This window comes from Pseudomonas sp. UBA6323, from assembly GCF_002439135.1.
Taxonomy (GTDB): domain Bacteria; phylum Pseudomonadota; class Gammaproteobacteria; order Pseudomonadales; family Pseudomonadaceae; genus Aquipseudomonas.
In genome coordinates this window covers 1-19728 of the sequence record NZ_DJSX01000042.1, presented here as the reverse complement: position 1 = coordinate 19728, position 19728 = coordinate 1, and the positions used below count along the sequence as shown (strand labels likewise).

Sequence of the window (19728 nt, the reverse complement as noted above, 5' to 3'; positions counted from 1 at the left end):
GTCGGAGCCCCTGAGCGTACTTCAAGTACGTGATGGGGGCCGGCCTACCAGGCAACGACGCGGGCGCCGCTCAGATCCACGCGAAAGCCTTACTGACAAGCTTCGCAGTCGGGTTCGTCGATGGCACACGCTTTCGGTACTGGCGCCGGGGCCGGGGCGGCCTGCTGGGCAGGGGCCTGGGCCTTGGCCGAGAAGCCTTCGTCACCACCAGCGGATACAGCGTTGAGCTTGCCGGTGTTGATGGTGGACTTCTCGGTGCTGGTGGCGGCCAGGGCACGGAGGTAGTAGGTGGTTTTCAGGCCACGGTACCAGGCCATGCGGTAGGTCACGTCCAGCTTCTTGCCCGAGGCGCCGGCGATGTACAGGTTCAGCGACTGAGCCTGGTCGATCCACTTCTGGCGACGGCTGGCAGCGTCGACGATCCACTTGGTTTCCACTTCGAAGGCGGTGGCGTACAGGTCTTTCAGATCCTGCGGGATGCGCTCGATCTGCTGCACGGAACCGTCGTAGTACTTCAGGTCGTTGACCATGACCGGGTCCCACAGGCCGCGGTTTTTCAGGTCGCGCACCAGGTAGGGGTTGATCACGGTGAATTCGCCGGAGAGGTTCGATTTCACATACAGGTTCTGGTAGGTCGGCTCGATGGACTGCGACACGCCAATGATGTTGGAGATGGTCGCGGTCGGCGCGATGGCCATGATGTTCGAGTTACGAATACCTTTCTTCACGCGCTCGCGGATCGGCGCCCAGTCCAGCGATTCGGACAGGTCGACGTCGATGTACTTCTGGCCACGGGCTTCGATCAGAATCTGCTGCGAGTCCAGCGGCAGGATGCCCTTGCTCCACAGCGAACCTTCGAAGGTGCTGTAGCTGCCACGCTCTTCGGCCAGGTCACAGGAGGCCTGGATGGCGTAGTAGCTGATGGCTTCCATCGACTTGTCGGCGAACTCAATGGCCGCGTCCGAACCGTAGGCGATGTGCTGCAGGTACAGGGCGTCCTGGAAGCCCATCAGGCCGAGGCCGACCGGACGGTGCTTGAGGTTGGAGTTACGTGCCTGGTCGACGCTGTAGTAGTTGATGTCGATGACGTTATCGAGCATGCGCACAGCAGTCTTGACGGTGCGGCCGAGTTTCTCGATGTCCAGCTTGCCGTCGACGATGTGGTTGACCAGGTTGACCGAGCCCAGGTTGCAGACGGCGATCTCGTCCTTGTTGGTGTTCAGGGTGATCTCGGTGCACAGGTTGGAGCTGTGTACCACGCCCACGTGCTGCTGCGGGCTGCGCAGGTTGCACGGGTCCTTGAAGGTCAGCCACGGGTGGCCGGTCTCGAACAGCATCGAGAGCATCTTGCGCCACAGGTCCTTGGCCTGGATGGTCTTGTACAGCTTGATCTTGCCGTACTCGATCAGGGCTTCGTAGTACTCGTAGCGCTCTTCGAAGGCCTTGCCGGTCAGGTCGTGCAGGTCCGGTACTTCGCTCGGGCTGAACAGGGTCCACTTGCCGTCTTCGAAGACGCGCTTCATGAACAGGTCAGGAATCCAGTTGGCGGTGTTCATGTCGTGGGTACGACGACGGTCGTCACCGGTGTTCTTGCGCAGCTCGAGGAATTCCTCGATGTCCATGTGCCAGGTTTCCAGGTAGGCGCAGACTGCGCCCTTGCGCTTGCCGCCCTGGTTGACCGCCACGGCGGTGTCGTTGACCACTTTCAGGAACGGAACCACGCCCTGGGACTTGCCGTTGGTGCCCTTGATGTAGGAGCCCAGCGCGCGTACCGGGGTCCAGTCGTTGCCCAGGCCGCCGGCGAATTTGCTCAGCATGGCGTTGTCGTGGATGGCGCCGTAGATGCCCGACAGGTCGTCCGGCACGGTGGTCAGGTAGCACGAGGACAGCTGCGGACGCAGGGTGCCGGCGTTGAACAGGGTCGGGGTCGACGCCATGTAGTCGAACGAGGACAGCAGGTTGTAGAACTCGATGGCGCGCTCTTCGCGGTTCTTCGGCTCTTCGATGGCCAGGCCCATGGCCACGCGCATAAAGAACACCTGCGGCAGTTCGAAGCGGATGCCGTCCTTGTGGATGAAGTAACGGTCGTACAGGGTCTGCAGGCCGAGGTAGGTGAATTGCTGGTCGCGCTCGTGGTTGATGGCGCGGCCCAGTTTCTCCAGGTCGAATTCCTTCAGCTTGGCGTCCAGCAGCTCGAACTCCACGCCCTTGTCGACGTAGGCGGGCAGGGCCTTGGCATACAGGTCGGCCATCTCGTGGTGAGTGGCGCTGCCAGCGATGCTGAGGAAGCTCAGGGCCTCGGCGCGGATGTTGTCCATCAGCAGGCGGGCGGTGACGTAGCTGTAGTTCGGCTCACGCTCGACCAGGGTACGGGCAGTCATCACCAGGGCGGTGTTGACGTCCTTCTCGGCCACGCCGTCGTACAGGTTCTTCAGGGTTTCGCGCTCGATCAGACCGCCGTCGACTTCGGCCAGGCCTTCGCAGGCTTCGCGGATGATGGTTTGCAGGCGGCCCATGTCCAGCGGCTGTACTTCGCCAGCGGCGTTGGTGATGCGGATGCTCGGGTGCGGCTGGGCGATTTCGCTGCCGGCACTGGCCTTGCGCTTGCTGGCCTGGGCTTCGCGGTAGATCACGTAGTCGCGGGCGACTTTCTGCTCGCCGGCGCGCATCCGGGCCAGTTCGACCTGGTCCTGGATTTCTTCGATGTGGATGGTGCCGCCGGACGGCATGCGGCGCTTGAAGGTGGCGGTGACCTGCTCGGTCAGACGCGCGACGGTGTCATGGATACGCGACGAAGCGGCAGCGGTGCCGCCTTCTACTGCAAGGAAGGCCTTGGTGATGGCGACGGTGATCTTGTCATCGGTGTAGGGGACGACAGTGCCGTTGCGCTTGATCACACGCAGTTGGCCGGGCGCGGTGGCAGCCAGATCCTGGGAGGATTCAGCGGCCTGCGGCGCCACGGCCTGCGGGTTCTCGCGAGTAGTGTCGGTATGCATGGAGATCTCCGTGTTCTGTAATTTTTGGTTGGACGTCACGATTAGAAACCGTGCCCTGTCCGCCGTTCATTCCATTAACAACTGAGCCGCACGCGGCGGCGGGGCCGGGTACGGGGTGTCGCAAGAGCTGGCAGGGTGGGCACGACTTCAAGTGCCGTCCTGGCGCATAAGTCACAGCGGGGCATTACCACACCCCGCCTACTACATATAGTGGTCGACTGACGGGCAAGACCGCTGTCTGACCGGCTCACGCGCAGCGTCGAGCGTTGCGGCGTGGCTGTAACCCGGGCCAGGCCTGGGTTAGGGCGAAACGATTGACCGGAACATTTGGAAAACCCTGTGAAAAGGGCTTGCGCGATTCGTTCTTTTTGTGTCCGGTTTTTTGCGGTAACCCAATATCTGGTGGGTATCGCGCGATGGGGATACAAGATAGTGCGCTGTTGCAGGCATTGCAAGGCGCTCGAAACAGAACAACCTGTGGATAAGGTGTGAGTGTCTTGTGGGCGCCAGCGGCGTAGCCCGCGTGTTCTCTGGCTCTGGCCACTGACGACCGTTCGTCGCCCTTGAAGGGAGGGTTTGGGCGACTTGGCGAAGCTGTTTGGCGGCGCACAGACTACCACTATATATAGTGCTTTTGGCATGTGCTGTGCTTGACGAGCCGGCCAGGCCCCGGCGCTGGTTTGCTGCTCGCACCGAGACGCGTACAGCCCCTAGAATGGATGAGGGAGTTACGGCGCTTGCCGGTATGCAAAGGGGAGAAGGTGTGGAACAAGAAGCGTGGCAGATTCTGATCGTCGAGGATGACCAGCGCCTGGCGCAGTTGACCCGCGAGTATCTGGAGGGCAATGGCTTGCGCGTTGCCATCGAGGCCGACGGTGCCAGTGCGGCGGCGCGAATTCTCGCCGAGCAGCCGGATCTGGTGATTCTCGACCTGATGCTGCCGGGTGAAGACGGCCTGAGCATCTGCCGCAAGGTGCGCGGCGGCTACAAGGGGCCGATTCTCATGCTCACCGCGCGCACCGACGACATGGACCAGGTGCTGGGCCTGGAGATGGGCGCCGATGACTACGTGTGCAAGCCGGTGCGCCCGCGCGTGTTGCTGGCGCGCATTCGCGCGCTGCTGCGCCGCCGCGAGGGTGGTGAGAGCGAGCGTGACGAGAGCCAGACGCGGCGCCTGCAATTCGGTGCGCTGGCCATCGACAGTGCCATGCGCGAGGCCTGGCTGGGCGAGCAGGGTGTCGAGCTCACCAGCGCCGAGTTCGATCTGTTGTGGCTGTTGGCGGTCAACGCCGGGCGTATCCTGTCGCGCGAGGAAATCTTCAATTCCCTGCGAGGCATCGAGTACGACGGCCAGGACCGCTCCATCGACGTGCGCATCTCGCGCATCCGCCCGAAAATCGGTGACGACCCGATGCATCCGCGGATGATCAAGACGGTGCGCAGCAAGGGCTACCTATTCGTCGCCGAGGCCGCCGAAGCGCTGCCCTTCGGTGATGCGCCGCTTCTGCGCGATTGATCGGGCGGCCATGAACTCGATCTTCCTGCGTATCTACGGCGGCATGCTCGCCGCGCTGGTGCTGGTGGCGTTGCTGGGCGTCGGCACGCTGCATCTGGTCAACGAAGTGCGCGGCGACCAGTACCGCGAAGGCCTGGCGCGCGGCACCTTCCGCCTGATGGCGGACAACCTGCTGCCGATGAACGCAGTGGAGCGTAAGCGCGCCCTGGTGGTGTGGTCGCGCCTGCTCGGCATCCCGCTGGAGCTGCAGGCGCTGAGCGACGTGGCGCTGGAGAGCAGCGAGCGCAACCGGCTGCAACGCGGCCACGTGCTGGTGCAGCAGACCGGCCCGCACTCGGCCAAGGTCTACGGCCTGCTCGACGGCACGCAGCCGCTGCTGCTGACCGGCGAGATCCAGCAGATCAGCGAGCAGCTGGCGCGGGCCACTAACTACCTGCTGATCGACGAGCTGGTGCGCTATCCGGTGCATGAGCAGCCGCAACGCCTGGCCGAACTGAAGGAGGCCAAGCAGTTTGGCTTCGATCTGCAGCTGGTGCGGCTCGAGGACGCCACCGTCGACCCCGATCAGCGCCGCCGCATCGACGAGGGCGATACGGTGATGGCGCTGGGCAAGGGCGGCGACTCCATTTACGTGTTCTCCGGCATCGTCGATACGCCCTGGGTGCTGGAGATCGGCCCGCTGTACCAGATGAACCCCTATCCGCCGCAGCTGCTGGTGCTGATCGGCGCGCTGGGCCTGAGCCTGATCGGCCTGATCGTGTACCTGCTGGTGCGCTCGCTGGAGCAGCGCCTGCGAGCGCTGGAAAGCGCTGCCACGCATATCGCCAGCGGCCGCCTGGATGCGCGCGTGCCGACGCGCGGCGCGGACTCGGTGGGGCGCCTGGCCAGCAGCTTCAATGCCATGGCCGAGCATCTGCAGACCTCCCTGAGTACCCAGCGTGAGCTAGTGCGTGCGGTGTCCCACGAGTTGCGCACGCCGGTGGCGCGGCTGCGCTTCGGCCTGGAGATGATCGCCGATGCACCCAACGAAAGTGCTCGGCGCAAATATATGGATGGCATGGACAGTGATATCCAGGACCTCGACAAGCTGGTCGACGAGATGCTGACCTACGCGCGCCTGGAGCAGGGCTCGCCGGCGCTGAATTTCCAGCAGGTGGAGCTCAAGGCGCTGATCGATCAGGTGATCGACGAGCTGGCACCGCTGAGCAACAAGGTGCGCGTGGAATGTGGTGCGGCGCTTAGCGTGCAGGCCGAGGGCGCCTGCTGGGTCGAGGCCGAGCCGCGCTACCTGCATCGGGCGTTGCAGAATCTGGTGAGCAACGCCATGCGTTATGCCGAAGGGCGGGTGCTAATCAGTTGCCAGGTCGGCTACAAGCGTTGCCGCATCGACGTCGAGGACGACGGGCCGGGCGTGCCGGAAGAAGCCTGGGAGCGTCTGTTCAGTCCTTTCCTGCGCCTCGACGACAGCCGCACGCGCGCATCCGGTGGCCATGGCCTGGGCCTGTCCATCGTGCGCAGGATCATCTACTGGCACGGCGGCCGCGCGCAGATCGGCCGCAGCGACAGCCTCGGCGGCGCGCGCTTCAGCCTGGTGTGGCCGCGGCGCCAGGGCGAGTAGGCGTCGGCGTAGCGCTGCAGCCCGTAGCCCGGCTGCAATCCACGGCGATTTCTGCATCATTCCCGCATTTTCATCCGGCCTACGAAACTGTGGGAGCGGCCTTGGCCGCGATGTTTCTAATCCGCCCCGTTCGCGGACAAGTCCGCTCCCACAGAGCACGCCGCCACGAGGGAATGCAGCTACAAACGCACCGTCACCGTCCGCTCGGGTGCGCCATGCGCGCCGATGGCGCGCGCCGGCCCGGAACCGAAAAGCCCGCACTTGGCGTAATGCTGTTCATAAGAAACGGCCGAACGCGACCAGCTCTGTAGCCCGGATGCAATCCGGGGCGATTTCTGCATCATCCTCTGGATTTCATCCGGGCTACGAAACTGTGGGAGCGGCCTTGGCCGCGATGCTTCTAATCCGTCCCGTTCGCGGACAAGTCCGCTCCCACAGCGCACGCTGCCACGAGGGAATGCAGCTACAAACGCACCATCACCGTCCGCTCGGATGCGCGCCGATGACACGCGCCGGCCCTGAACCAAAAGCCTGCACTTGGCGTAATGCTGTTCATAAGAAATGGTCGAACGCGATCAGCTCTGTAGCCCGGATGCAATCCGGGGCTGGCCGGCCACCTGTTCCCGGATTTCATCCGGGCTACGCCGCGACCGCCGCCAGTTCTGTAGGGGGGGCGTGCGCACCGAGCTAGCCATGATGAGACGATGCATGATTACGCCGCCACCGCCACCAGGCTCAGCACCTTGTTGTTGAACAGCACGAATTGCCCGTCCAGCTCGGTGCCCGCGCGCCAGTCCGTGTTCAGGTCGATCAGCAGGCGCAGGCGCGCGCAGTCCTGATCGACGTCCAGCAGCTCGGCGTCCTGGAAATAGAAGCGTGTCAGGGTCAGCGGGTAGAGCGCCTTGAACAGGCTTTCCTTGATCGAAAAGGTCAGGCTGATGCGCAGGGCGCGGGCGTTTTCGTCGAGGTCTTGCAGGCGTTGCAGCTCGGTGGGGGTGAGGATTTCGCCCTGCAGGCGTTGGGCGCGTTCGGCCGGCAGCAGGCGCTCGACGTCCAGGCCCACGGCGCGCCATCGATCATCCGGCGCGACCAGCGCGGCGGCCCAGTTGTCTCCGTGGGTGATGGAGCCGACCACGCCACGCGGCCATTGCGGCGCGCGGTCTTCACCCACTGCCGGCACGCTGGCCTGGCCGGTCACGCGGCGCAGCGCTTCGCGTGCGCACAGACGCCCGGCCAGGTATTCGGCCTGACGCTTGGCGACGCCGCGCACGGGGGGGATGCCGCAGCGGGCGAGATCGTCTTCTGCCAGCAAGGCCGGGTCGAAGCGTGTGCTGATCAGCTGCGCGCCGGCGAGCGGGCGCGGTAGCGAATCATGATCGTCGAGGGGGCTGCAGCAGGCCGGGTGGTAGGCGTTCATGGGCGCGATTGTGCCGCGCCGCGGACCGTGCAGTCATCCGCCGTTTACATTTCTTTGCAGGCAGTTAACAAAGCTAAACGGACGCTGTGCCTGGCTTTTGTCAGACTGCGCTGGCATTCCCCCAGGGAGTGCAGGTGAGGTTGTAGTCAGTGCGAGGGCACTGACGTTTTCTCCGAGTTCGAGAACGGTAGCCCGATTGGGCTGCCGTTTTTTTTTTGCGCTGCGTTTGGCATACCCACTGGACCGAGATCGTCGGGCGTGGGAGGCGCTTCAGCGGCGAAAGCATCGCGGCTACGACTGCATGGATGCAGGAGGTATAGCGAAGCAGGATGCCCGAGCCGAAAGCCCCTCCCACAAAGGTAATGCTGTTCATATAAAAGTGGTGGAGCGCAATTAGTCCCCTGGCCCCTTTGGGGGAAGGGCGGGCCGCGTTCGAATAGGAGAAGCCGGCGGTTTTGCTGCTGTTCAGTCCTCTCCCCCAGCCCCTCTCCCATGGATGGGAGAGGGGGGCTAAGCGCACGCAGCCTTAGATGAACAGCATCACCTCCCACGAAGTGGTGTTAGCCAAGGCGTTCGCATTTGCCCTGTGGCTTTCGTGGGGCGATTTGCAGTCAAATGCCTGTGCGGGCAAAACCGACTCCCGCGAGGACCATGGACGATGACCCAACAATCGCAATTCGCCCTGCTCGGCAAGAAGCGCTTCCTGCCGTTTTTCGTGACGCAATTGCTAGGCGCCTTCAACGACAACATCTTCAAGCAGTCGCTGATTCTCGCCATCCTCTTCAAGCTCAACACGGGCGTCGACCGCGATCTGCTGGTCAACCTCTGCGCCTTGCTGTTCATCTTGCCGTTCTTTCTGTTCTCCGCGCTCGGCGGCCAGTTTGGCGAGAAGTTCGCCAAGGATTCGTTGATCCGCAAGATCAAGGCTGCCGAGATATTGATCATGCTCGCCGGCGCTGCCGGGGTGTTGTTCGACAGCCTGCCGCTGATGCTCGCCGTGTTGTTCGCCATGGGTACGCAGTCGGCGCTGTTCGGCCCGGTGAAGTACTCGATCCTGCCGCAGCACTTGAAGGAAGAGGAACTGGTTGGCGGCAACGCACTGGTGGAAATGGGCACCTTCCTGGCGATTCTGGCCGGCACCATCGGCGCCGGCATCATGATGGCCAGCAGCAGCTATGCGTCCATCGTCGCCGGCTCGGTGGTAGGCGTGGCGCTGCTCGGTTACCTGGCCAGCCAGGCCATTCCCAAGGCTTCGGCGGCGATGCCGGAACTGCCGCTGGACTGGAACATCTTTCGCCAGTCCTGGGCGATCCTCAAACTTGGCCTGGGCCAGCGCCCGGCGGTTTCACGCTCGCTGGTGGGCAACTCCTGGTTCTGGTTTCTCGGCGCGATCTACCTGACGCAGATCCCGGCCTACGCCAAGGAGTGGTTGTCCGGCGACGAAAGCGTGGTGACGCTGATTCTCACCGTGTTCTCGCTGGGGATCGGCCTGGGCTCGATGCTCTGCGAGCGCATGAGCGGGCACAAGGTGGAGATCGGCCTGGTGCCGTTCGGCTCCATCGGTCTGACCCTGTTCGGTATGTTGCTGTGGTGGTTCTCTGGCGGCTTCCCGCAGGGCGCCACGCCGCATGACTGGCTGGCGCTGCTGGGCCATGGCCAGGCCTGGTGGATTCTCGGCTGCATTCTCGGCATCGGCCTGTTCGGCGGCTTCTACATCGTGCCGCTGTACGCGCTGATTCAGTCGCGCACCGCCGAGCACGAGCGGGCGCGGGTAATCGCGGCGAACAACATCCTCAATGCGTTGTTCATGGTTGCGTCGGCCATCGTTGCGATCCTGTTCCTGAGCGTCGCCGGGCTGTCGATTCCGCAGCTGTTTCTGGTGGTGTCGCTGATGAACATCGCGGTCAACAGCTACATCTTCAAGATCGTCCCCGAGTTCAGCATGCGCTTTCTCATCTGGCTGCTGGGGCATTCGATGTACCGCGTCGAGCACAAGAACCTGGGCGTGATTCCGGATGAAGGCGCGGCGGTGCTGGTGTGTAACCACGTGTCTTTCGTCGATGCGCTGTTGATCGGCGGCGCTATCCGCCGGCCGGTGCGCTTCGTCATGTACTACAAGATCTACGATCTGCCGGTGCTCAATTTCGTCTTCCGCACCGCCGGCACCGTGCCGATCGCCGGTCGCAGCGAGGACCTGCTGATCTACGACGCCGCGTTCAAGAAGATCGCCGAGTACCTGCGCAACGGCGAGCTGGTGTGCATCTTTCCCGAGGGCAAGCTGAGCGGGGATGGCGAGATCGACGAGTTCAGGGCCGGGGTCGAGCGGATTCTCGAAGAGAATCCGGTGCCGGTGATTCCGATGGCGCTGCAGGGCCTGTGGGGCAGTTTCTTCAGTCGCGATCCGCACAAGGGATTGTTCAAACGCCTGTGGTCGCGGGTGTGCCTGGTGGCTGGCGCGCCGGTCGCGCCGGAGCAGGCCAAGCGTGACGTGCTGCAGGCGCAGGTGGCCGAGTTGCGCGGGGATTGGCGTTGAGCTTGTGGGAGGGGCTTTCGGCTCGGGCATTCTGCTTCGCTCCCTGCATCCATGCAGTCGCAGCCGCGATGCGCCGCTGAAGCGCCTCCCACAAAGCTGGATTCCGGCTTTCTCAGTGGCTCAGCTTGAGCCCGACCAACCCGCAGACGATCATCGCCATGCTGGCCAGGCGCAGCAGCGCCATCGACTCGCCGAATAGGATAATGCCGGCGATCACCGTACCCACGGCGCCGACGCCGGTCCAGATGGCGTAGGCGGTGCCCAGCGGCAGCTCCTTCATGGCCAGGCCCAGCAGGCCGAGGCTGACCAGCATGGCGCAGACGGTCAGCGCCGTTGGCAGCGGGCGGGTGAAGCCTTCGGTGTATTTCAGGCCGATGGCCCAGCCGACCTCGAACAGGCCGGCGAGAAACAGGATGATCCAGGACATGGTTACCTCCAGTGGCTGAAGGGGCCGTCCCCGGATGAGCCACCCTGGGCTCAGGGTGTGGAGGTCGTCCTCGCGCGCACCGTTATTGTGCATATCGGCGTGTCCGGGGCAAGGCGCCCGGATTTGGTGTGCGGCACTCAATCAGTCGGTGCTTTGTTTGCCATCCTGGCCCATGCGCCGGTAGAGGGTCGCCAGCAGCGGGCCGGACAGGTTGTGCCAGACGCTGAACAGGGCGCTGGGCACGGCGGCCAGCGGGCTGAAGTGCGCGCTGGCCAGCGCGGCACCGAGGCCGGAGTTCTGCATGCCGACTTCGATGGACAGCGTCTTGCGCTGCGCCAGCGACATGCCGAACAGGCGCCCGGCGAGATACCCCAGGCCCAGGCCGATGCCGTTGTGCAGGATCACCACGGCCATGATCAGCAGGCCGGATTCGGCGATCTTGCCCTGGCTGGCCGCGACCACTGCGGCGACGATGGCGACGATGCTCACCACGGAAATCAGCGGCAGTACCTCGACGGCGGTTTTTACTCGCTCGCCAAGCAGACGCTGGGCGATCAGGCCGAGGGCGATGGGCAGTAGCACCATCTTGAGGATAGAAATGAACATGGCGCCGAACGACACCGGCAGCCATTCCGAGGCCAGCATCCAGATCAGCGCCGGGGTGACGAGCGGAGCGAGCAGAGTAGTGACGGCGGTGATCGATACCGACAGCGCCAGGTCGCCACGGGCGAACCAGGTAATCACATTGGAGGCGGTGCCGCCTGGGCAGCAGCCCACCAGAATCACGCCCACGGCAATCTCAGGTGGCAGGGCGAATGCCTGGCACAGCACCCAGGCCACCAGTGGCATGATGCTGAACTGCGCCAGCACACCCAGCAGCACCGCCAGCGGGCGGCGGGCGACTTCCTGGAAATCTGCGCCCTTCAGAGTCAGGCCCATGCCGAACATGATCAGCCCGAGCAGCGGGACGATCCAGGCGGTCAGCGGCAGGAACCAGCTGGGTTGGAAGAAGGCCATGACGGCGAACAGCAACACCCAGACGGCGAAGGTGTTGCCGATGAAACGGCTGAAGGCGATCAGTGCTTGCATGGAATGAGGCCTGGGCTTTTCGGGAAAGCCGGCAAGCCTACCAGAAGCGACGCAATTTGCCTGAACGGCGCGATGCGGGTGGGCGCGGACATCATCGGCGCAACCTACGCGCAGATGCCTTGTCCGAATCTCTACAGCGACTCTTCATCCGCCGGATAGCGGCTGGCGGTCAGGCTTTCCTTGATCTTGCGCAGGTGCGGCTGGAAGTCCACGCCTCGGCGCAGGGTGACGCCAGTGGCGAGTACGTCGAGTACGGTGAGTTGAATGATGCGTGAAGTCATTGGCATGTAGATGTCGGTGTCTTCCGGCAGCGGAATGTCCAGGCTCAGGGTGCTGGTCTTGGCCAGCGGCGAGCCGGCGGCGGTCAGTCCGAGGACAGAAGCGCCATTCTCACGCGCCAGGCGCGCCACCTCCACCAGCTCGCGGGTGCGTCCGGTGTAGGAAATGATCACGAACAGATCGCCGGTGTGCGCCACCGAGGCGATCATGCGCTGCATCAGCACGTCGGAGTGGGCCGAAACCGCGAGGTTGAAGCGAAAGAACTTGTGCTGAGCGTCAAGCGCAACCGAGGCCGAGGCGCCGAGGCCGAAGAAGTGGATCTGCCGCGCCTGGATCAGCAGGTCGACGGCGCGGCTGACGTGCTGCGGATCGAGGCTCTGGCAGGCGCTGTCCAGCGAGGCGATGGTGCTGCCGAAGATCTTGCGCGTGTAAGCCTCGGGACCGTCGTCGGCGGACACTGCGCGGCTGACGTAGGCGGCGCCGCTGGCCAAGCTTTGCGCCAGCTGCATTTTAAGCTCGGGGTAGCCGTTGGCGCCGAATGAGCGGCAGAAGCGGTTGACCGTGGGCTCGCTGACACCGGCCGCCTGTGCCAGTGCAGCGATGCTGAAACGAGTGGCCTGCTGTGGGTCATGCAGAATCACTTCGGCGACCTTGCGTTCGGCCTTGTTCAGGTCGTCCAGGCGGCTCTGGATCTGTTCCAGCAGATTGCGCACTCGGTCCATAGGGGTTCCTTACGAGCGGTTTAACGGGGCTCTGCAGCAGGGCTGGGCAGCCAAACGGCCGGCCTATCCTACTGATGCTGCCCTCGGGCCACCACTGGCTTATCGGTGGTTATAGAAAATGTTGTTGCTATGACAACATTTTTTCTTGATAAATGCAGTATCACCCGGTATTTCTAGTTCATCTTGATAAAAGAACAAACTCATGCCGATGAAACTTGAATCCTGCACCTTGGCCCTGTTCGGCGCGCTGGGCGATCTGGCTTTGCGCAAGCTATTTCCCGCGCTTTACCAGCTCGATCGCGCCGGTTTGCTGCACGATGGCACTCGCATTCTCGCCTTGGCGCGTGACGGCGGTGAGCCGAGTCGGCATCTGCTCGCTATCGAGCAGGCTCTGCGGCTGTACGTGCCGGCCAAGGAACTGACGGACCCCGACCTGGCGCGCTTCCTTGCGCGGCTGAACTATCTGACGATGGATTTTCTCAAGGCCGAGGACTATGCCGCGCTGCTCGAGCATGTCAGCCCTCAGGATCAGTTGATCGCCTACTTCGCCACGCCGGCATCGGTGTATGGCGGCATCTGCGCCAACCTAGATGTCGTGGGGCTGGCCGAAGGTACGCGGGTGGTACTGGAAAAGCCGATCGGCCATGACCTCTCGTCCTCGCGTGCGGTCAACGATGCCGTGGCCCAGGTGTTCCCGGAGAATCGCGTCTATCGCATCGACCATTACCTGGGCAAGGAGACGGTGCAGAACCTCATCGCCCTGCGCTTCGCCAACAGCCTGTTCGAGACCCAGTGGAACCAGAACCACATCTCCCACGTGGAAATCACGGTCGCCGAGAAGGTCGGCATCGAGGGCCGCTGGGGTTACTTCGATCAGGCCGGGCAGTTGCGCGACATGATCCAGAACCACCTGCTGCAGCTGCTCTGCCTGATCGCCATGGACCCGCCTAGCGATCTGTCCGCCGACAGCATCCGCGACGAGAAGGTCAAGGTGCTCAAGGCGCTGGAGCCGATCAGTGTCGAGCAGCTCGGTCAGCGCGTGGTCCGTGGCCAGTACGTCGCCGGCAGCAGTGACGGGCGGCCGGTGCCGGGCTATCTGGAGGAAGAGAATTCCAATACCCAGAGCGACACAGAAACCTTCGTCGCCCTGCGTGCCGACATCCGCAACTGGCGCTGGGCCGGTGTGCCGTTCTACCTGCGAACCGGCAAGCGCATGCCGCAGAAACTGTCGCAGATCGTCATCCACTTCAAGGCGCCGCCGCACTACATCTTCGCCCCGGAGCAGCGCCAGCTGATCGGCAACAAGCTGATCATCCGCCTGCAGCCGGACGAGGGCATCGCCCTGCAGGTGCTGACCAAGGATCAGGGCCTGGACAAGGGCATGCAGCTGCGCAGCGGCCCGCTGCAGCTGAGTTTCTCCGATACCTACCGCAGTGCGCGCATTCCCGATGCCTACGAGCGTCTGCTGCTGGAGGTGATGCGCGGCAACCAGAACCTGTTCGTGCGCAAGGACGAGATCGAATACGCCTGGCAGTGGTGCGATCAGTTGATCGACGGCTGGCAGCGCCTCGGCGAAGCGCCGAAACCCTACACCGCCGGCAGCTGGGGCCCGATGGCCTCGGTGGCCTTGATCACCCGGGATGGCAGGAGCTGGTATGGCGATCTCTGAACTGAAACTGCCGCAGGGCGTACAGGCCTGCCCCTACGACAGTGCCGAACAACAGGCCCAGGCGATGGCGGTGCGCGTAGCCGATGCGCTGCGTGCAGCCATTGCCAGTCGCGGTCAGGCCACGTTAGTGGTGTCTGGTGGGCGCAGTCCGGTGCCGTTCTTCGAAGCGCTGGCGCAGCAGGACGTGCAGTGGGCGCAGGTGCTGGTGAGCCTGGCTGACGAGCGCTGGGTGCCGATCAATCACGCGGGCAGCAACGAGGCGCTGGTGCGCCGTCACCTGCTGCGTGGGGCGGCGGCCGAAGCGCGTTTTCTCAGCCTTTATCAAGTGGCCGGCAACCTCGAACAGGCGGCCGAGCTGGCTGATGCGGCGGTCGCCGCGTTGGCGCCTATCGACGTGCTGGTGCTGGGCATGGGCGATGACGGCCATACCGCCTCGCTGTTCCCGCACAGCCCCAATCTGCACCAGGCGCTTCAGCCAGCTTGTGCGCGCCGTGTGCTGCCGATGCTGGCGCCGAGCGAGCCGGCGCAGCGCCTGACCCTGACCCTGCCGATACTGGCCAGCGCACGCCTGCCGCTGTTGGCGATCCAGGGCCAGGCGAAACTGAACATCCTCAGCGCGGCGCTGCAGCCCGGTGAAACCTCCGAGCTGCCGATCCGCGCGTTCCTGCATTCCCCTCTCGAAATTCATTGGTGCCCCTGACATGACCAGCCTCGACCAAGACCAGCGCGCGCGCATGGCCGACAAAATCGCCGAGATCGACCGCATCTGCGCCCAGGCGCGGATCATGCCGGTGATCACCATCGCCCGTGAGGCGGACATTCTGCCGTTAGCCGATGCACTGGCCGCCGGTGGCCTGCGAGTGCTGGAAGTGACCCTGCGTTCGGAGCACGGCCTAGAGGCGATTCGTCGCCTGCGTGCCGAACGCCCCGAGCTCTGTGTCGGCGCCGGCACCGTGCTGGACGAGAGCATGCTCGCCGCCGCAACTGATGCCGGTGCGCAGTTCATCGTCACGCCGGGGAGTGCGCGCGAACTGCTGCTGGCGGCGCTGGACAACCCGCTGCCGCTGCTGCCAGGTGTGAGCAGCGCGTCCGATGTGATGGTCGGCTACGCCCTGGGCTATCGCCGCTTCAAGCTGTTTCCGGCAGAGGTCTGTGGCGGCGTGGCGATGCTCAAGGCGCTCGCCGGCCCCTTCGGCGGCGTGCGTTTCTGCCCGACTGGTGGCATCACGACGGACAACCTGCAGGGTTACATGGCGCAGCCCAACGTCATGTGCGTCGGCGGCACCTGGATGTTCCAGCGTGAATGGGTGGAAAACAGTGATTGGGCGCAGATTCAGCGATGCAGCGTAGAGGCCCTGCAATTGCTGAAGTGACGCCATTTTCGTCCACGGGCAGTCATTTGGTCATCTAGTTGAATGATGACTTAATAGTGGCGTCATGATATCGTCGACTAATTGGTCACTCTATGTGAGTGCTGAAGGCTAGCGGGCTGGCAACAAGAAAAATTCTCCAGCGGATGCCCAATCCCTCTTCCTTGGACGGAGAATTCTCATGAGCAAATGGCTCGGCAATGTCAGCGTTAGGTTGAAACTCGCTTTCAGCTTCGGCTTCATTCTGTCTCTTACTCTCGTGCTCGCTTTCAGCGGCTGGACCGGCATAAGCCGCATGAGCGAGCGCAGCCAGCGGGTGGTCGAGATCAACCAAGTCAACGACCTGCTCAGTGCCTTGAGAGTGGACCGCGTGCGTTATGTGATGAGCAACGGTGACGAGGAGCGTGGAGAGACCATGCAGCAGTCTCTCGACCGATACCGGGAGGCTCACCAGCGCATCATCGGTAACTTCGTATCGGCTGGAAACATCGGTCTGCTCAAGCAGCAGGATAGCCTGATCGTCAACTATCAGGCCTCGCTGAAGGCCATGAAAGCCGGCTTTGCGCAGGCGGCGCAGGCGCGCAAGGAAATGGGAGGGCTGGCACGCGACGTCTTCGCCGAGATCGAGGCGCTCGAGGGCGGCATAGAGCGTATGCCGGAGTACGACCCGCAGCGCCAGGTGCGCTACCGCGCGATGCGTGATGCCCGTGAAGGTATCCAGCTGATGCGCTACGAGGTACGTGGCTACACCGCCAACGTCAACGCCGACACCGAAGCAGCCGTGGCTCGACAGGTGCAGCGCACGGCCGACAGTCTGGTCCAGCTGGAGCTGTCCATGGGCAGTGAAAGCGCCACGCAAGTTAAGGCGATTCAAAGCGGTTTCGAAACCTACCGGGCGGTGGTAGCGGCCTTCCAGCAGGCCAATACTGCGGCGCTCAAGGCGCGTGACGAGTTGGACCAGGCCGGTAACGAAATCGTCAGGCTGAGTAACGAGCTGATCCGCAATCAGATCATGCAGCGCGACAGTGACAGCTCGTCAGCCAAATCCATACAGTTGATCGCCACGCTGGTAGCACTGCTCGTCGGCATTGGCGCAGCCATCGTGATAATCCGTCAGATCACCCGCCCGCTTGGCGAGACGTTGGCGGTGGTCGAGCGCATCGCCTCGGGCGACCTGACCGACCTGCCGGAAACCAGCCGTAGCGACGAAATTGGCGTGGTGCAGCAAGGCGTCCAGCGTATGGGCCGCTCCCTGCGTGAACTGATCGGTGGCATCAGCGACAGCGTCAGCCAGATTGCCAGCGCGGCCGAGCAGCTCTCGGCTGTGACGGAGCAGACCAGTGCCGGGGTCAACAGCCAGAAGCAGGAAACCGATCAGGTGGCGACCGCCATGCAGGAGATGTCGGCCACGGTCAACGAGGTGGCGCGCAATGCCGAGCAGGCCTCGCTGGCCGCGGCGGACGCGGATGCCGAGGCGAACCAGGGGGATCGAGTCGTGGCCGAGGCGATTGGCCAGATCGAGGCGCTGGCCGGCGAGATGGCGCGCTCCACCGACGCCATGAATCTGCTGCAGAAAGAAAGCGAGAAGATCGGCAGCGTGATGGACGTGATCAAGGCCGTGGCCGATCAGACCAACCTGCTGGCGCTCAACGCAGCCATCGAGGCCGCGCGTGCGGGCGAAGCAGGACGCGGTTTTGCTGTCGTTGCCGATGAAGTGCGTAGCCTGGCGCGGCGCACGCAGCAGTCCACCGAAGAAATCGAAAGCCTGATCGGCGCCCTGCGGCGCGGTACCGAGGAGGTGGCGGGGGTGCTCGGCCAGAGCCGCAGCCTTACCGAAGGCAGCGTCGAATCGGCGCGCAAGGCCGGCGTCGCGCTGGGTGTGATCAACCAGAAGGTGTCCAATATTCAGTCGATGAATCAGCAGATCGCCGCGGCTGCCGAACAGCAGGGTGCGGTCGCCGAAGAGATCGGCCGCAGCGTACTGAGCGTGCGCGACGTGGCCGAGCAGACCGCTGCTGCCAGCGAGGAGACCGCCGCCAACTCGGTGGAGCTGGCGCGCCTGGGTGGCCAGCTGCAAAGCATGGTCAGCCGCTTCCGCGTTTGATCCGGTAAAAGTGGTGCGCAAGGCGTGCACCACTTTAACAGCCAGCGCGGCGAGCCTTACCCCGTGATAGTGGCTGCTACACGCCTTGTTACATCCTCATCTTTGCCTGAAAACTGTCTTCATCGTCGGTCATAAGGTGCTGGCGAGTCGGTGCAGCTGGCTGCAGCCCGTCGGATGGCTGGCAAATTACTGGCAGGCAAGCTTGGCAGCGTCGCTGCCCGTTCCCTAGAATCGCGGCCTTTTTCTCGCTGGCCACAACAATAAATCTCCAGCCCTTTGCATTGGTCAATTCTGTTGGAGAATTTATGAAAAGCTGGTTTGCGAACATCAGCGTCACCTACAAGCTTGCCATCGGCTTCGCGCTTGTCCTGCTCATGACGGCGGCACTGGCCCTGGCTGGCTGGTCCAGCCTGGGCAGCCTGATACAGCGCAGCGACTGGATGAGCGATATCAGTCGATTGAGCGATTCGTTGACCAACCTGCGCGTGGTGCGCCTGCAGTACATGCTTGCCAATGGTGATGAGCAGATTGCCCAGAACGTACAGAAAACTCTGGATGAATTCTCCGCTCAGCACCAGCAGGTTCTGTCTACCTTCAAAAGTCCGGAGAACGTGCGCCTGCTGAAAATGCAGGAGAGCGAGATCAAGGCCTACCAGATTTCCCTGAACGCCATGCGTGCCGCCTACCGTGGGATCAACGATGCTCGTCAGGGCATGGTGAGCAGCGGTGGCAATGTCGGGCAAACGCTCGATGAGATCAGTGCCGCGGTGGTGGCCCTGCCGGACTACGATGAAAGCCGCTTCGCACAGTTTCAGGCCATCGCCAAGATCAAGGACGACTGGCAGGTGGTGCGTTACCACGTGAGGGGCTACATCTTCAACGCCACTGCGGAAACCGAGCGTACCGCCATGACGCAGATCGATGCGAGCCTGGCAGCCCTTGGCCAGTTCCGCGAGCGTTTCGCCGGTGAGCATCTTGAGCGTATCAACCGCGCCGAGGGTGCTCTGAGCGATTACCGTAACGCGCTACTGGCGTTCAAGTCCGCGAATGAAAGTGTGGCTGTGGCCCGCAAGGAAATGACCGAACAGGGCTATCGGATCGTCAATGCCAGCGCCGAGCTGACGCAGATCCAGATGACCCGCCGCGACAGTGAGAGCGCCAGCGCCCGCACCCTGCAAATCAGCGCCACGTTGCTGGCCCTGCTTTGCAGTGTGCTGGCGGCGTGGGTCATTACCCGGCAGATTACCGGCCCGTTGAAGGACACCCTCAATGCTGTCGAGCGCATCGCCGCAGGTGACCTCACTCAGAGCCTGCAGGTCACGCGTCGCGATGAAATCGGTGCGCTGCAGCAAGGTGTGCAGCGTATGGGTAACGCCTTGCGTGAACTGATCAGCGGCATCCGTGACAGCGTCAGTCAGATCGCCAGTGCCGCCGAGGAATTGTCGGCAGTGACCGAGCAGACCAGCGCCGGGGTCAACAGCCAGAAGCTGGAGACCGACCAGGTGGCCACGGCCATGCAGGAAATGTCGGTCACGGTGCAGGAGGTGGCGCGCAACGCCGAGCAGGCCTCGCTGGCGGCATCGGATGCGGACCGCGAGGCCTATCAGGGCGACCAGGTGGTGGCTGAAGCGATCAAGCAGATCGAAGAGCTGGCTGCGGAAATGTCCCGCTCCAATCAGGCCATGCACCAGTTGCAGCAGGAAAGCGACAAGATCGGCAGCGTGATGGACGTGATCAAGGCCGTGGCTGACCAGACCAACCTGCTAGCGCTCAATGCGGCCATCGCAGCGGCGCGGGCCGATGAGGCCGGGCGTGGTTTCGCTGTTGTGGCGGACGACGTGCGCTATCTGGCACGGCGTCCCCAGCAGTCCAACGAAGAGATCGAATGCCTTAATGGTGCGCTGCAATGCTGTACCCAGCAGGAGGCCGGAGTGCTGCAGGAAAGCCAAATGCTGACCCAGGGCAGCGTGGAGCGTGCGCGTGAGGCG

At 63.4% G+C, this 19728-nt stretch carries 14 protein-coding genes and 1 pseudogene; 10 read left to right on the top strand and 5 right to left on the bottom strand.

The annotated features are described in order from the left end of the window. Positions 1-89: 89 nt before the first annotated feature. Entirely contained in the window at positions 90-2996 is a 2907-nt protein-coding gene (locus tag B3P22_RS09560; protein ID WP_296270793.1) for a ribonucleoside-diphosphate reductase subunit alpha, read from the bottom strand. Positions 2997-3759: 763 nt separating this feature from the next. Between B3P22_RS09560 and B3P22_RS09555 the strand changes: the two genes are divergently transcribed. Further along, positions 3760-4512, top strand: a complete 753-nt coding sequence (locus B3P22_RS09555) for a response regulator (protein ID WP_296270792.1) — start codon at positions 3760-3762, stop codon at positions 4510-4512. Positions 4513-4522: 10 nt separating this feature from the next. Then, positions 4523-6130 carry an ATP-binding protein gene (locus B3P22_RS09550; RefSeq protein WP_275545746.1) on the top strand — a complete coding sequence of 536 codons (1608 nt, stop codon included), beginning with the start codon at positions 4523-4525 and terminating at the stop codon, positions 6128-6130. Between the two features lie 712 nt (positions 6131-6842). Here the strand turns inward: B3P22_RS09550 and B3P22_RS09545 are convergent. After that, positions 6843-7547, bottom strand: coding sequence for a 4'-phosphopantetheinyl transferase family protein (locus B3P22_RS09545; protein ID WP_296270791.1), 705 nt, complete (start codon positions 7545-7547; stop codon positions 6843-6845). Positions 7548-8077: 530 nt separating this feature from the next. Here B3P22_RS09545 and B3P22_RS09540 point away from each other — a divergent pair. Both B3P22_RS09540 and B3P22_RS09535 read left to right on the top strand, forming a co-directional pair. After that, positions 8078-8209 carry a hypothetical protein gene (locus tag B3P22_RS09540; protein WP_296270790.1) on the top strand — a complete coding sequence of 44 codons (132 nt, stop codon included), beginning with the start codon at positions 8078-8080 and terminating at the stop codon, positions 8207-8209. Beyond that, positions 8206-10080 carry an MFS transporter gene (locus B3P22_RS09535; protein WP_296270789.1) on the top strand — a complete coding sequence of 625 codons (1875 nt, stop codon included), beginning with the start codon at positions 8206-8208 and terminating at the stop codon, positions 10078-10080. Before B3P22_RS09540 ends, B3P22_RS09535 begins: the two co-directional genes overlap by 4 nt. Positions 10081-10192: 112 nt before the next feature. On the opposite strand, the gene sugE is transcribed toward B3P22_RS09535, so the two are convergent. The 3 genes from sugE to B3P22_RS09520 all read right to left on the bottom strand — a co-directional run bounded on the left by sugE (position 10193) and on the right by B3P22_RS09520 (position 12588). Next, the gene (gene sugE, locus B3P22_RS09530; protein WP_296270788.1) at positions 10193-10507 is read right to left on the bottom strand and encodes a quaternary ammonium compound efflux SMR transporter SugE; all 315 of its coding nucleotides are present in this window, start codon (positions 10505-10507) and stop codon (positions 10193-10195) included. 141 nt (positions 10508-10648) lie between these two features. Beyond that, positions 10649-11596, bottom strand: a complete 948-nt coding sequence (locus B3P22_RS09525) for a bile acid:sodium symporter family protein (RefSeq protein WP_296270787.1) — start codon at positions 11594-11596, stop codon at positions 10649-10651. A 131-nt stretch (positions 11597-11727) separates the two neighbouring features. Continuing rightward, positions 11728-12588: a MurR/RpiR family transcriptional regulator gene (locus B3P22_RS09520; RefSeq protein ID WP_197856081.1), complete on the bottom strand. Its 861-nt coding sequence runs from the start codon at positions 12586-12588 to the stop codon at positions 11728-11730. Positions 12589-12799: 211 nt separating this feature from the next. Between B3P22_RS09520 and zwf the strand changes: the two genes are divergently transcribed. The 6 genes and pseudogenes from zwf to B3P22_RS09495 form a co-directional block, all read left to right on the top strand. Next, positions 12800-14266: a glucose-6-phosphate dehydrogenase gene (zwf, locus tag B3P22_RS09515; protein ID WP_296270786.1), complete on the top strand. Its 1467-nt coding sequence runs from the start codon at positions 12800-12802 to the stop codon at positions 14264-14266. Next, the gene (gene pgl, locus B3P22_RS09510) at positions 14253-14966 is read left to right on the top strand and encodes a 6-phosphogluconolactonase (RefSeq protein WP_296270785.1); all 714 of its coding nucleotides are present in this window, start codon (positions 14253-14255) and stop codon (positions 14964-14966) included. Before zwf ends, pgl begins: the two co-directional genes overlap by 14 nt. Before the next feature lies 1 nt (position 14967). Continuing rightward, a complete protein-coding gene (locus tag B3P22_RS09505) occupies positions 14968-15639 on the top strand; it encodes a bifunctional 4-hydroxy-2-oxoglutarate aldolase/2-dehydro-3-deoxy-phosphogluconate aldolase (RefSeq protein WP_275545739.1) in 672 nt (223 codons plus the stop codon). A gap of 178 nt (positions 15640-15817) precedes the next feature. Continuing rightward, positions 15818-16837: pseudogene (locus B3P22_RS23880) on the top strand (methyl-accepting chemotaxis protein); the annotation flags it as partial. 39 nt (positions 16838-16876) lie between these two features. Continuing rightward, positions 16877-17740 carry a methyl-accepting chemotaxis protein gene (locus tag B3P22_RS23875; RefSeq protein ID WP_419096425.1) on the top strand — a complete coding sequence of 288 codons (864 nt, stop codon included), beginning with the start codon at positions 16877-16879 and terminating at the stop codon, positions 17738-17740. 305 nt (positions 17741-18045) lie between these two features. Beyond that, a partial coding sequence (locus B3P22_RS09495; RefSeq protein ID WP_296270783.1) for a methyl-accepting chemotaxis protein occupies positions 18046-19728 on the top strand: 1683 nt, incomplete at its 3' end.

Excerpts from the sequence above, each read along its gene's own strand:
- B3P22_RS09550 (WP_275545746.1), top strand. The coding sequence starts at position 4,523 with ATGAACTCGATCTTCCTGCGTATCTACGGCGGCATGCTCGCCGCGCTG.
- B3P22_RS23875 (WP_419096425.1), top strand. The coding sequence starts at position 16,877 with ATGGGCCGCTCCCTGCGTGAACTGATCGGTGGCATCAGCGACAGCGTC.
- B3P22_RS09545 (WP_296270791.1), bottom strand. The coding sequence starts at position 7,547 with ATGAACGCCTACCACCCGGCCTGCTGCAGCCCCCTCGACGATCATGAT.
- B3P22_RS09540 (WP_296270790.1), top strand. The coding sequence starts at position 8,078 with ATGAACAGCATCACCTCCCACGAAGTGGTGTTAGCCAAGGCGTTCGCA.
- B3P22_RS09560 (WP_296270793.1), bottom strand. The coding sequence starts at position 2,996 with ATGCATACCGACACTACTCGCGAGAACCCGCAGGCCGTGGCGCCGCAG.
- B3P22_RS09525 (WP_296270787.1), bottom strand. The coding sequence starts at position 11,596 with ATGCAAGCACTGATCGCCTTCAGCCGTTTCATCGGCAACACCTTCGCC.
- B3P22_RS09505 (WP_275545739.1), top strand. The coding sequence starts at position 14,968 with ATGACCAGCCTCGACCAAGACCAGCGCGCGCGCATGGCCGACAAAATC.
- B3P22_RS09535 (WP_296270789.1), top strand. The coding sequence starts at position 8,206 with ATGACCCAACAATCGCAATTCGCCCTGCTCGGCAAGAAGCGCTTCCTG.
- pgl (WP_296270785.1), top strand. The coding sequence starts at position 14,253 with ATGGCGATCTCTGAACTGAAACTGCCGCAGGGCGTACAGGCCTGCCCC.
- sugE (WP_296270788.1), bottom strand. The coding sequence starts at position 10,507 with ATGTCCTGGATCATCCTGTTTCTCGCCGGCCTGTTCGAGGTCGGCTGG.
- zwf (WP_296270786.1), top strand. The coding sequence starts at position 12,800 with ATGCCGATGAAACTTGAATCCTGCACCTTGGCCCTGTTCGGCGCGCTG.